The 12,903-nt window shown below is 71.0% G+C and carries 10 protein-coding genes; 6 read left to right on the top strand and 4 right to left on the bottom strand.

Annotated elements, in window-relative coordinates:
- From cysT to RTA_RS10485, 4 genes are read left to right on the top strand one after another with little or no spacing between them, the layout of a single operon-like run.
- A complete protein-coding gene (cysT, locus tag RTA_RS10500) occupies nucleotides 1–882 on the top strand; it encodes a sulfate ABC transporter permease subunit CysT (protein ID WP_013901375.1) in 882 nt (293 codons plus the stop codon).
- Nucleotide 883: 1 nt separating this feature from the next.
- Nucleotides 884–1,777 (top strand): sulfate ABC transporter permease subunit CysW, encoded by an 894-nt coding sequence (gene cysW, locus RTA_RS10495; protein WP_013901374.1) that lies wholly within the window; start codon nucleotides 884–886, stop codon nucleotides 1,775–1,777.
- A complete protein-coding gene (locus tag RTA_RS10490) occupies nucleotides 1,774–2,892 on the top strand; it encodes a sulfate/molybdate ABC transporter ATP-binding protein (protein ID WP_013901373.1) in 1,119 nt (372 codons plus the stop codon). The genes cysW and RTA_RS10490 overlap by 4 nt, the downstream gene beginning before the upstream one ends.
- 26 nt (nucleotides 2,893–2,918) lie before the next feature.
- Complete coding sequence (locus RTA_RS10485; protein WP_013901372.1) at nucleotides 2,919–3,443, top strand: disulfide bond formation protein B; 525 nt, start codon at nucleotides 2,919–2,921, stop codon at nucleotides 3,441–3,443.
- Nucleotides 3,444–3,447: 4 nt separating this feature from the next.
- Here the strand turns inward: RTA_RS10485 and RTA_RS10480 are convergent, their stop codons facing one another.
- The 4 genes from RTA_RS10480 to argA form a co-directional block, all read right to left on the bottom strand.
- On the bottom strand, nucleotides 3,448–4,812 hold the full coding sequence (locus RTA_RS10480) for an erythromycin esterase family protein (RefSeq protein ID WP_013901371.1): 1,365 nt from the start codon (nucleotides 4,810–4,812) through the stop codon (nucleotides 3,448–3,450).
- The gene (locus RTA_RS10475; RefSeq protein WP_013901370.1) at nucleotides 4,809–5,480 is read right to left on the bottom strand and encodes a phosphoribosyltransferase; all 672 of its coding nucleotides are present in this window, start codon (nucleotides 5,478–5,480) and stop codon (nucleotides 4,809–4,811) included. Before RTA_RS10475 ends, RTA_RS10480 begins: the two co-directional genes overlap by 4 nt.
- A complete protein-coding gene (locus tag RTA_RS10470) occupies nucleotides 5,477–6,160 on the bottom strand; it encodes a dienelactone hydrolase family protein (protein ID WP_013901369.1) in 684 nt (227 codons plus the stop codon). The genes RTA_RS10475 and RTA_RS10470 overlap by 4 nt, the downstream gene beginning before the upstream one ends.
- A 104-nt stretch (nucleotides 6,161–6,264) precedes the next feature.
- The gene (gene argA / locus RTA_RS10465) at nucleotides 6,265–7,614 is read right to left on the bottom strand and encodes an amino-acid N-acetyltransferase (protein ID WP_041675340.1); all 1,350 of its coding nucleotides are present in this window, start codon (nucleotides 7,612–7,614) and stop codon (nucleotides 6,265–6,267) included.
- 93 nt (nucleotides 7,615–7,707) lie between these two features.
- Between argA and RTA_RS10460 the strand changes: the two genes are divergently transcribed.
- A complete protein-coding gene (locus RTA_RS10460; protein WP_013901367.1) occupies nucleotides 7,708–8,922 on the top strand; it encodes a GGDEF domain-containing protein in 1,215 nt (404 codons plus the stop codon).
- A 65-nt stretch (nucleotides 8,923–8,987) separates the two neighbouring features.
- Complete coding sequence (hrpA, locus tag RTA_RS10455; RefSeq protein WP_041675338.1) at nucleotides 8,988–12,878, top strand: ATP-dependent RNA helicase HrpA; 3,891 nt, start codon at nucleotides 8,988–8,990, stop codon at nucleotides 12,876–12,878.
- The last annotated feature ends 25 nt before the right edge of the window (nucleotides 12,879–12,903 follow it).

The following is a 12,903-nucleotide window of genomic DNA, read 5'->3' as shown; positions in this document are numbered from 1 at the left end:
ATGAGTGGCGCCCTCGCGGCGCCGCTGCCCGGGGCGGCGGCGGCGCCTTCCTCGCGTTCAACCAGCAAGAAGGTGCTGCCCGGGTTCAACATCACCCTGGGCTACACGCTGCTGTACCTGGGCCTGATCGTGCTGATCCCGCTGTCGGCCCTGGTGTTCAAGACCTTCACGCTCAGCTGGGAGCAGTTCTGGGCGGCCATCAGCTCGCCGCGGGTGCTGGCCTCCTACCGCCTGACCTTCGGCGCGTCCTTCGTCGCGGCCCTGGTCAACGTGGCGTTCGGCCTGCTGGTGGCCTGGGTGCTGGTGCGCTACAGCTTCCCGGGCAAGCGCATCGTCGACGCCCTGGTGGACCTGCCGTTCGCCCTGCCCACCGCCGTGGCCGGCATCTCGCTGACGGCGCTGCTGGCGGGCAACGGCTGGATCGGCCAGTACCTGGAGCCGCTGGGCATCCAGCTGGCCTTTAACCCCAACGGCGTGGTGATCGCGCTGATCTTCATCGGCCTGCCGTTCGTGGTGCGCACGGTGCAGCCCGTGCTGGAGGACACCGAGCGCGAGCTGGAGGAGGCCGCCATGTCGCTGGGCGCCACGCGCTGGCAGACCTTCGCCCGGGTGATCTTCCCGTCCATCGCGCCGGCGCTGCTCACCGGCTTCGCCATGGCCTTCGCCCGCGCCATCGGCGAGTACGGCTCGGTGATCTTCATCGCCGGCAACATGCCCATGGTGTCGGAGATCACGCCGCTGATCATCATCGGCAAGCTGGAGCAGTACGACTACGCCGGCGCCACGGCGGTGGCCGTGGTGATGCTGGTCGCGTCCTTCTTCCTGCTGCTGGTGATCAACGCGCTGCAGGGCTGGCAGCGCAAGCGCTCCGGGGCCAGCTGACATGGCGAGCCTCACCACCAAGCGCGTGGCCACCACCGAGGCGCCCTGGGTGCGCCGGACGCTGATCGGCGTGGCGCTGGCCTTTTTGCTGCTGTTCCTGGTGCTGCCGCTGGCCGCGGTGTTCGCCGAGGCGCTGCGCAAGGGTCTAGGCGCCTACCTGGAGGGCCTGCGCGAGCCCGATGCCTGGTCCGCCATCCAGCTCACGCTGCTGACCGCAGCAATCGCGGTGCCGCTGAACCTGGTGTTCGGCGTGGCGGCGGCCTGGTGCATCGCCAAGTACGAGTTCCGCGGCAAGGCCTTCCTCACAACCTTGGTGGACCTGCCGTTCTCGGTGTCGCCGGTGGTGGCCGGCCTGATCTACGTGCTGGTGTTCGGCGCCCAGGGTTGGCTGGGGCCCTGGCTGGAGTCGCACGGCATCAAGGTCGTGTTCGCCGTGCCGGGCATCGTGCTGGCCACCATCTTCGTGACCTTTCCCTTCATCGCGCGCGAGCTGATCCCGCTGATGCAGGCCCAGGGCAACGAGGAGGAGCAGGCCGCCATCGTGCTGGGCGCCAGCGGCTGGCAGACCTTCTGGTACGTCACCCTGCCCAACATCAAGTGGGGCCTGATCTACGGCGTGATCCTGTGCAACGCCCGGGCCATGGGCGAGTTCGGCGCGGTGTCCGTGGTGTCCGGCCACATCCGCGGGCAGACCAACACCATGCCGCTGCACGTGGAGATCCTCTACAACGAGTACCAGTCGGTGGCCGCCTTCGCGGTCGCCTCGCTGCTGGCGCTGCTGGCCCTGGTCACCCTGGCCATCAAGACCGTGGTGGAGTGGAGGCACGAGCGCGAGATGAAGGCCGCGGCGGAGCTGCCGCCGGAGCGGCCGCTGGCCCTGAAGGAAGCATCATGAGCATCGAAATCCGCGACGTCAGCAAGCGCTTCGGCGACTTCCACGCGCTGCGCGACGTGTCGCTGGACATCGAGTCCGGCGAGCTGATCGCGCTGCTGGGCCCCTCGGGCTGCGGCAAGACCACGCTGCTGCGCATCATCGCCGGGCTGGAGACGGCCGACCAGGGCAGCATCTTCTTCGCGGGCGAGGACACGACCGACGTGCACGTGCGCGAGCGCCAGGTCGGCTTCGTGTTCCAGCACTACGCGCTGTTCCGGCACATGACGGTGTTCGAGAACGTTGCCTTCGGCCTGCGCGTCAAGCCGCGCGGCCAGCGCCCGAGCGAGGCGCAGATCAGCAAGAAGGTGCACGACCTGCTGAACCTGGTGCAGCTGGACTGGCTGGCCGACCGCTTTCCCTCGCAGCTGTCGGGCGGCCAGCGCCAGCGCATTGCGCTGGCCCGCGCCCTGGCGGTGGAGCCCAAGGTGCTGCTGCTGGACGAGCCCTTCGGCGCGCTGGACGCCAAGGTGAGGAAGGAGCTGCGCCGCTGGCTGCGCCGCCTGCATGACGAGCTGCACGTGACCAGCATCTTCGTCACGCACGACCAGGAGGAGGCGCTGGAAGTGGCCGACCGGGTGGTGCTGATGAACGCCGGCCGCGTCGAGCAGGTCGGCTCGCCCCAGCAGGTGTGGGACCACCCGGCCAGCCCCTTCGTCTACGGCTTCCTGGGCGACGTCAACATGTTCCATGGCCGTGCCCACCAGGGCGAGGTGCACCTGGAGGGCATGCAGCTGGCGTCGCCGGAGCACGCCGACGCGCGCAACGCCAAGGCCACGGCCTACGTGCGCCCGCACGACCTCCAGGTCAAGCGCTACTCGCCCGGCCAGGGCCTTGATGCCGCGGGCCGCCCGCGCGGCATCGTGGCGCAGCTGCAGCGCGCCATCGTGATCGGCCCGATCGCCCGGCTGGAACTTATTCCGCTGGACGACCACCAACCGGCTGGCTCGGCAGTGGCCGACCCCATCATCGAGGCGCAGATTCCTGCGCAACAATTCAGGGAGCTGGGTTTGCGGGAAGGCGAGACGCTGGTCGTCACGCCGCGCCGGGCCCGGGTGTTCGTGGAAGGCGCCGCCTGACGGTGCGCCGTCAGGAGGAGTCGCTTGTGATCGTCGATTGGTTGGACCGCGCGCCGCGCCGCGTGCTGGCGCTGGTGGCCGTGGTGAGCGTGGCCATGCTGGCCTTCGGGCTGTACCTGCAGCATGTCGTCGGCCTGGAGCCGTGCCCCATGTGCATCGTGCAGCGTTACGCGCTGATCGGGGTGGCCCTGGCAGCGGGCCTGACGGCCTTTGCCCGTGGCCGCGGGGCCTTGCTGGCCGGCAGCGGGCTGGGCCTGCTGGCCGCCGGTTTCGGCGGCTTCGTGGCCGCCCGCCAGAGCTGGCTGCAGTGGTATCCGCCCGAGATCGCGTCCTGCGGCCGCGACTTCTACGGGATGATCGAGACCTTCCCGCTGCGGCGCGCCATCCCCATGATCTTCCGCGGCAGCGGCGACTGCACCAAGATCGACTGGACCTTCCTGGGCCTGTCGATCGCCAACTGGTCCCTGCTCTGGTTCGCCGCCTTCGCGCTGCTGTTCCTCTTGCTGCTGGTGCGCCAAGGCCGGGGCGGCACCCGCGCGCAGGCCGCCTGAGGCCTCAGACGCCGCTGGGGTAGGTCTCGGCGGGTTCCCCGGCTTTTTCACTCTGCCCGCCGGGGCTCCAGCCGGCGTCGGGTTCCAGCGGCTCGACGGCCCGCGTTTCGTCGATGTGCACCAGGGCGTCGAACTGGGCCGGCAGCTGGGTTTCGAAGTAGTGGCTCCAGCGCTCCGTCTCGGGGCGGTAGATCACGCCGATGGCGCGCTGCAGCCGCGGCTGCGCCAGCAGCTCGCCCAGCGACTCGTTGCCGCGCAGCCCCAGCCAGAAGGCCGGTTCGCCGGTGCGGTGGAACAGGTCCTCGAAGCTGCCGGGCAGGCCGTCGCGCACCCGCCTGCGCCGGGCGGGTGCGTCCCAGTCGGTCGCCGCCGTCACGCTGCCGCGGTAAGTGGAAAAACCCACCAGCAGGGCCTGGCCGTCCCAGTGCTCGCGCGCCAGCTGGCCCACGTTCCACTCGCCCTGGCGCGCCATCTCGGTGGCGCTGGCGTCGCCCAGGTGCGAGTTGTGGGCCCACACCACCATCTTCGGCAGCGGGCGGCCGCCGTCGGCCAGGTGGCGCTCCAGCGCCTGCAGCGTCTCCAGCATGTGCTGGTCGCGCAGGTTCCAGGACGAGGCCCGGCCCCGGTACATGGCCCGGTAGTACTCCTCGGCGTTGCGCACCAGCCGCGCGTTCTGCTCGGCGTGGAAGGCTTCGTCGCGCGCGTGCCCGGGCGCGCCCGAACGCTGGGCGGCGTGCTCCATCAGCTCGCGCAGCTGCTGGGCCACCTGGTCCTCGCAGCCGGGTCGCAGGCCCTGGCCGGCGACGTAGCCGTAGGCCTGGCTGTCGCGGCCGAAATGGTCGAAACAGGCATAGCGCTCGCGGGCCCGGCGCGCCTCTTCCGGGTCGGTGGCCTCCAGGTAGCGCAGCACGGCCTCGATGGAGCCGAACAGGCTGTACAGGTCCATGCCATAGAAGCCGGCCTGGCGTTCCGGCGCGACGCCCAGGTTGTGCCGGCGCAGGCTCCGGGCGAAGTCGCGCACCACGGTGTTGCTCCACATCCAGGTGGGGAAGCGCCGGAAGCCGGCCAGCGCCTCGTCCGCGCTGCGGTCGCCGGACAGTCCCCGCACATAGCGGTTGACGCGCCAGGCATCCGGCCAGTCGGCCTCCACGACCACGGCATTGAAGCCGCGCTCGGCGACCAGGCGCTGCGTGAGCGCGGCCCGCATGGCGTAGAACTCGTGCGTGCCGTGCGAGGCTTCGCCCAGCAGCACGATGCGCGCGTCGCCGATGAAGTCCAGCAGGCCATTCCCGTCCAGCGGCCGCAGGTGCGGGCGCAGGCGCTGGGGCAGGGTGTCGCTGTCCGGCGGCATGGCGGGCGGTTCGGTCAATGCGACAGGTGGGCCGGCTCGCGGCGCGATTCCTCCAGCAGCTCGCAGACCTCCTGGTCCGTGCACTGCGGGAAGTCCTGGTACCACAGGCTGACGGCGCGGAACGGCTCGGGCGTGGCCAGGCAGGCCACCTCGTCCACCCGCGCACGCAACCGTGCGACCGTGTCGCGCGGCGCCACGGGTACCACCACCACCAGCCGGGCGGGCTGCTGCTGCCGCAAGGCCAGCACGGCCGCTTCCATGGTCGAGCCGGTGGCCATGCCGTCGTCGACCACCAGCACGGTGCGGCCGCGGATGTCGGCGGGCGGCTGCTCGCCCCGGTACACCTGCTCGCGCCGCGCCAGCTCGCCGGTCTCGCGCTCGATCGCCTCTTGCAGGACCTGCGGCCGCACGGTGCCGCCGGGCAACGGTTCCATGACGCGCACGCCGCCGCTGGCGATGGCGCCGATGGCGTACTCCGGGTGTCCGGGCATGCCGATCTTTCGCACCACGAAGATGTCCAGCGGCGCGCCCAGGCTGCGGGCGATCTCGAAGGCCACCGGCACGCCGCCCCGTGGCAAGGCCAGCACCAGCAGGCCGGGGCGGCCGCGGTAGGGTGCCAGGCTGCCGGCCAGCAGCCGGCCGGCCTGGCGCCGGTCGCGCAGGGGCAGGACCGGCGCTGGGCTCATCCCGCCACCTCCAGCGCGGCGGCGGCGAAGCGGGTCTGGAACCAGCCGGCCGCCAGGTCGGCCACGCGCTCCAGCGCGCCGGGTTCCTCGAACAAATGCCCGGCGCCGGGCACCACGGCCAGGCTGCGCTCGCAGCGAAGGTGCTCGTAGGCGGCCTGGTTCAGCGCCAGTGTCTCGGCGTCACGCCCGCCCACGATCAGCAGGGTCGGCGCGACGATGGCGGCCAGCACCGCCGGCCCGGCCAGGTCAGCCCGTCCCCCGCGCGAGACCAGGGCCGTGACCCGCCGGCGCAGGCGGGCGGTGGCGATCAGGGCCGCCGCGCTGCCGGTGCTGGCACCGAACAGGCCCAGCGGCAGGTCGGTCAGCACCGGCTGCTCGGCCGCCCAGGCCGCCGCGTCCTGCAGGCGGCCGGTCAGAAGCGGGATGTCGAAGCGGTGCTGCCGGGTGCGCGAGTCGTCCTGCTGCTCCTGCGCGGTCAGCAGGTCCGGCAGCAGGGTGGCGATGCCTTGCTGCTGCAGCTGCGCGGCAACGCGCCGGTTGCGCCCGCTGTGCCGGCCGCTGCCGCTGCCATGCGCGAACAGCACCAGGCCCAGCGGCTCCTCGGGCAGCACCAGGTCGCCCTGCAGCCAGGCGTCGCCGGCCGGGATGCGCACTTCGCGCGTGAAAACCTTGGTGGGCATGGGTCACCTCCTGCAGTCCACCTTAGGCGGCCATCCGGACCCTGTATGTCGGACCGGTCGCCTTGCGCTGTAGGACAAGGCTCAGGCTGCCGGCGCGACCCGGCTCAGACGAGCTTCTTGACCAGCACCTGGCTGCGCCGGTCCCAGTTGTACTTGCGCTTGCGCGCCTCGGGCAGCCAGTCGGGGTCGACCTGGACGAAGCCGCGCTTGAGGAACCAGTGCATGGTGCGGGTGGTGAGCACGAAGATGCTCTCCAGCCCCATGCCGCGGGCGCGCTGCTCGACGCGCTTGAGCACCTTCTCGCCGTCGCCCTGGCCCTGGCTTTGCGGCGAGACCGTGAGCGCCGCCATCTCGCCGGTCCTGGCCTCGGGATAGGGGTAGAGCGCCGCGCAGGCGAAGATCACGCCGTCGTGCTCGATGATGGTGTAGTTGGCAACGTCGCGCTCGATCTCGGTGCGGCTGCGCTTGACCAGGGTGCCGTCGTTCTCGAACGGCTCGATCAGCTGCAGGATGCCGCCCACGTCGTCGGCCGAAGCCTCGCGCAGCTCCTCCAGCTTCTCGTCGATGACCATGGTGCCGATGCCGTCGTGCACGTAGATCTCCAGCAGCAGCGAGCCGTCCACCGCGAACGGCAGGATGTGGCTGCGCTCCACGCCGGCCTTGCAGGCCTTGACGCAGTGCTGCAGGTAGAAGGCGGTGTCGGTGGGCTGCTGCGGGCTGGGCAGCTGCGCCAGGATGCGCTCGGCCGCTGCCAGCGGCAGCTCCAGGTCGATCGGGTTGTCCTCGGCCTCGGGCTCCATCGGCTTGATGCGGATGCCGGGGATCTCGGTGAGGAACACCAGCTTGTCGGCCTGCAGCGCGATGGCCACGCTGGTGGCCACCTCCTCCATGGTGAGGTTGAAGGCCTCGCCGGTGGGCGAGAAGCCGAAGGGGGACAGCAGCACCATCGCGCCGTGCTCCAGGGTGCGGGTGATGCCGCCCACGTCCACCTTGCGCACCAGGCCCGAGTGCTGGAAGTCCACCCCGTCCAGGATGCCCACGGGCCGGGCGGTGATGAAGTTGCCGGAGATCACGCGCACGGTGGAACCCGCCATCGGCGTGTTGGGCAGGCCCTGGCTGAACGCCGCCTCGATCTCGTAGCGCAGCTGGCCGGCCGCCTCCTGCGCGCAGTCCAGCGAGACCTCGTCGGTGATGCGCATGCCGTGCGAGTAGCGGGCGGTGTGGCCCTTGGCCCTGAGCTGCTCGTTGACCTGGGGCCGGAAGCCGTGCACCAGCACCACTTTCACGCCCATGCTCTGGATCAACGCGAGATCCTGCGCGATGGTGTGCAGCTTGCCCGCGGCGATGGCCTCGCCCGCGACGCCGACCACGAAGGTCTTGCCGCGGTGCATGTGGATGTAGGGCGCCACCGACCGGAACCAGGGCACGAAGGTGAAGTTGAAGACGGCGGACATGGCGCGCGGCGCGGTCGGCGCAGGGGAGAAGGTGCGGCGAAGTGTAAGGTAAACACCCATCGCGCCCGGGTCCGGCCGCGCTATGGTTGCGGCATGGACAAGCTGGTCGTGGGCATCTGGGGCGCCTTCTTCGGCACGGTGGCGCTGATGCTGGCCGCTTCCCTGGTGGCTTTCGCGCGTTCGCTGCACCGGGTGGCGCTCACCGCAGCCCTGTCGGCGCTGATGTCGGGCGTGTTCGCCGCCGCGTACCTGGGTGCGCTGCCGGTGGTGCGGCCGCAGGCCGAGGCGCGCTGGCTGGCCCACGTGGCCGCAGTGTGCAGCACGGCGCTGGGCCTGATGCTCCTGGCCATGCTGGGCCTGATGCGCGACGAGCTGCAGGCGCGCCGCATCCGCCGGGTGGCCGCCGGCCTGGCCACGGGCGTGCTGGCCCTGGGCTGGCTGCTCGACCCGTTCCATGCGCTGGCGCTCAGCTCGCTCTGGTCTTGCGGCGTGGGCGCGGCGGGGCTGCTGCTGTGCCTGCGCGGCGCGCTGCGCGGCGACCCCCTGGGCTGGCTGGCGGTGGCCGGCGTGTCCTTCATGCTGCTGGCGGTCGTCGGCCTGAGCTGGATCGCCCTGGACCGGCAGGGCGTGCCCTGGCCGGTGCACGCCGCCAGCGCGCTGGCGGGCATGGCCTACCTGGCCACCATCGCCACGGCGATGTGGGCCCGCTACTCGTACCTGATCGAACTGCGCGAGGTGCTGGCGCACGGCCCCAACTACGACCCGGTCACGCGCCTGCGCTCGCATGCCGAAACCGCCGGCCCCATGGTGGGCGCGGCCTTCTTCCGGCACGAGGGCGAACGCCGGCCGGTGGGCGTGATTGCCGTGTCCATCGGCAACCTGTACGCCCTGGAGAACCTGCACGGCCGCGCCGCCGCCAACCACGCCCTGTTCGTCTGCGCAAGCCGGCTGCGGCGCTGCGTGCCGGCGCAGGTGGAAATGGGCCGGCTCGGCGACGACGGTTTCCTGCTGCTGATGCGCAACGCCAGCGACACCGAGGCACTGCTCTCGCTGGCGCGCCAGGTGGGGGCGCGCCTGCTGCGGCCGGTGGCCCTGACCACCGGCCAGCAGCCGCGGCAGCTGGACAACGCCGGCATGCAGTGGGTGGCCGAGGTGGGCGTGGGCGTGCTGCAGGCGCTGCCCATGATGCGGCCGTCCACGGCGGTGTCCATGGCCCGCGCCATGTCGCGCACGGCCTGGACCTATCCCAGTCGGATCGCCTGGTTCGACCGCGTCACCGAGCAGATCGCCGAGCTGCCGGCGCCCTGAGGCCGCTGGCGGGCGCCAGGCGGGCGGCGCCCGCCCGATAATCGAAGGTTTTCCGCCGCTGCGCCTTGCCCGACCTTCGCATCACCTTCCCCGACGCCCTGCCTGTCTCCGCCAAGCGCCAGGAGATCATGGACGCGATGGCGGCCCACCCGGTGGTGATCGTCTGCGGCGAAACCGGCTCGGGCAAGACCACGCAGCTGCCCAAGATCGCGCTGGCCATGGGCCGCGGCCGCCTGAACGCGGCGCCGGGGCACAAGGGCCGCCTCATCGGCCATACGCAGCCGCGCCGCATCGCCGCTTCCAGCGTGGCCAAGCGCATCGCCGAGGAGCTGCAGACCCCGCTGGGCGAGGTGGTGGGCTACAAGGTGCGCTTCCAGGACCGCCTGTCGCGCGAGGCCTCGGTCAAGCTGATGACCGACGGCATCCTGCTGGCCGAGACGCAGACCGACCCGCTCCTTTCGGCCTACGACACGCTGATCATCGACGAGGCGCACGAACGCAGCCTCAACATCGATTTTCTGCTGGGCTACCTGCGGCAACTCCTGCCGCGCCGGCCGGACCTCAAGATCGTGGTGACCTCGGCCACCATCGACGCCGACCGCTTCGCGCAGCATTTCGCCTCCGCCCAGGGGCCGGCGCCCATCCTCTATGTCTCGGGCCGGATGTTCCCGGTGGAGCAGCGCTGGCGGCCGTTCGAGGAGTCGCGCGATTACGGCCTGAACGAGGCCATCGCCGACGCGGTCGATGAACTCTGGCAAGGCGCCGGGGGCGGGGACATCCTGGTGTTCCTGCCGGGCGAGCGCGAGATCCGCGAGGCGGCCGACCACCTGCGCGGGCATTTGGCGCACCAGCCGCTGACGCGCGGCGCCGAGGTGCTGCCGCTGTTCGCCCGCCTGTCGCAGGCCGAGCAGGACCGCATCTTCGAGCCGCACCAGGGGCGGCGCCTCGTGCTGGCCACCAACGTGGCCGAGACTTCGCTCACCGTGCCCGGCATCCGCTACGTGATCGACGCCGGCACGGCGCGCGTCAAGCGTTACAGCTTCCGCAGCAAGGTGGAGCAGCTGCTGATCGAGCCGGTGAGCCAGGCGGCGGCCAACCAGCGCGCCGGCCGCTGCGGCCGGGTGGCCAACGGCATCTGCATCCGGCTGTACAGCGAGGAGGACTTCAACGGCCGCCCGCGCTTCTCGGACCCGGAGATCCTGCGCTCTTCGCTGGCCGGAGTGATCCTGCGCATGAAGTCCCTGCACCTGGGGTCGGTGGAGGACTTCCCCTTCCTGGAGGCCCCGCAGCGCCGCGCCATCACCGACGGCTACCAGCTGCTGGGCGAGCTGGGCGCGGTGGATGAAGACAACGAGCTCACCGAGGTCGGCCGCGAGCTGGCCCGGCTGCCGCTGGACCCGCGCGTGGGCCGCATGATCCTGGAGGCGCGCGGCCGCGGCGCCCTGGAGGAGGTGCTGGTGGTGGCATCGGCGCTGTCGGTGCAGGACGTGCGCGACCGGCCGCTGGAGCTGCAGGCCCAGGCCGACCAGCAGCACGCCAAGTTCGACGACGAGAAAAGCGAGTTCTCCGGGTACCTGACGCTGTGGAAGTGGATTCACGAGGCGCGCGGCGGCCACGGTGCGCAGCACAAGCTCACCAACCGCCAGTACGAGCAGCTGCTGCGCCAGAATTTCATCAACATCCGCCGCGTGCGCGAGTGGCGCGACATCCACAGCCAGCTGCTGACGGTGGTGACCGAGCACCGTTGGAAGCTCAATGCACAACCTGCCTCCTACGAGGCGCTGCACAAGTCCATGCTGTCCGGCCTGCTGGGCAACATCGGCTGGAAGATGGAGGACGGCGCCGCAGGTGCCGGGGCCCAGTCGTCCGAGTACCTGGGCGCGCGGGGCATCAAGTTCCACCGCCACCCCGGGGCGCACCTGAAGAAGCGGCCGGGCCGCTGGATCGTGTGCGCCGAGCTGGTGGAGACCACCCGTCTGTTCGGCCGCGGCATCGCCAACATCGAACCCCTGTGGGTGGAGGAGGTGGCAGGCCACCTGCTGAGGAAGCAGCTGCTGGATCCGCACTGGGAGAAGAAAGCCGCCGACGTCTTGGCGCTGGAACGTGCCACGCTGTACGGGCTGGTGATCTACAGCGGCCGGCGCGTGCCGTTCGCGCGGGTGGACCAGCAGGGCGCGCGCGAGATCTTCATCCGCGAGGGCCTGGTGGCCGGGCAATGGGAGACCTCCCTGCCGTTCCTGCAGGCCAACCGCAAGCTGGTCCGCCAGGTCGAGGAGCTGGAGCACAAGTCGCGGCGCCAGGACGTGCTGGTGGACGACGAGCTGATCTACGCCTTCTACGACCAGCAGATTCCGCCCGACGTCTACAACGGCCACACCTTCGAAGGCTGGTACCGGACCGAGAGCCGCAGGAACCCCGATCTGCTCAAGCTCACGCGCGAAGAGCTGATGCGGCACGAGGCGGCGGGCATCACCACCGACGCCTTCCCCAAGACCCTCCGCCTGGGCGGGGTCGACTGCGCGGCCAGCTACCTGCATGCGCCGGGCGATGCGCGCGACGGGCTGACGGTGACGGTTCCCCTGTTCGTGCTGAACCAGGTCAGCGAGGAGCGGTGCGAATGGCTGGTGCCCGGTATGCTCAAGGACAAGGTGCAGGCCCTGCTCAAGAGCCTGCCGCAGAAGCCGCGCGCGCGCTTCGTTCCGCTGCCGGAGTCGGCGGCGCGGCTGGCGGCGGAACTCACCCGGCCCGAGGCCTGGGCGCAGGGTGCGTTGACCGATGCCTTGCGGGGGCGCGTGCGCGAGGCGACCAGCCTGGACGTGAAGCGGACCGACTTCAAGCTCGACATGGTGCCGGCGCACCTGTTCATGAATCTGCTGGTGGTGGACGAGCACGGCCGCCAGCTGGGCATGGGCCGCAACCTGGGCGCCCTCAAGGCGGAGCTCGGCGCGCAAGCACGTGGCGCGTTCCAGGCCCTGGCAGGACTCAAAGTTGCTTCTTCTCCCTCCTCCTCCGGGGGAGGGCAGGGTGGGGGCGTGCAGCGGGCGGAGAGCCCATCTCCCGGCCTCCCTCCGAAGGGGGCAGGAGCAAAAGTCCCGGCCGTTGAAAGCGCTCAACGCCACACCGCCTGGACCTTCGGCGAACTGCCCGAGCTGATGGAGGTGCGCAGGGGCGGCACCAGCCTGGTGGGCTTTCCGGCGCTGGTGGACCAGGGCGATGGGGTGGCGATCGAGGTGTTCGACGAGCCCGAGGTTGCCGCCGCCAGGCACCGGGCAGGCCTGCGCCGGCTGGTCGCGCTGCAGATCCGCGACGCGCTGAAGTACCTGGAAAAGAACATCCCCGACCTGCAGAAGATGGCCGTGGCCTACATGCCGCTGGGCACGCTGGAGGAACTGCGCGAGCAGATCGTCGAAGTGGCGCTGGACCGCGCCTTCCTGCAGGAGCCCTTGCCCGCCGACCAGGCCGCCTTCAAGCGTCGGGTGGAGGAGGGGCGCGGCCGCCTGACCCTGATCGCCAATGAGGTCGCGCGCCTGGCCGGCACCATCCTCACCGAATACGCCGCAGCGCTGCGCAAGATCAAGGACACCAAGAACGCGCCCGACGCCACGCAGGACGCGGCCCAGCAGCTGCAGCGGCTGATGCCCAAGCGCTTCCTCGCGGCCACGCCCTGGGCCGCGCTGCAGCACTTTCCGCGCTACCTCAAGGCTATCGTGCTGCGGCTGGACAAGTGGCGCGCCGACCCGGCGCGCGACGCGGCCCGCCTGGCCGAGCTCAAGCCGCAGGAGCAGCGCTACTGGCGCCTGGTGGCCGAACGCAAGGGCCAGCTGGACGAGCGCATGCAGGAGTTCCGCTGGCTGCTGGAGGAGCTGCGGGTGAGCTTCTTCGCCCAGGAGCTGCGCACGCCCCAGCCGGTGAGCCTCAAGCGCCTCGACAAGGTCTGGGCACAGCTCAACGCTTGATCCGTCTGATGCCGGCGTGCGCGTC

Source organism: Ramlibacter tataouinensis TTB310, from assembly GCF_000215705.1.
GTDB lineage: Bacteria > Pseudomonadota > Gammaproteobacteria > Burkholderiales > Burkholderiaceae_C > Ramlibacter > Ramlibacter tataouinensis.
Note: the sequence above shows the minus strand (reverse complement) of the source record. Positions and strands in the feature narration are given on the sequence as shown.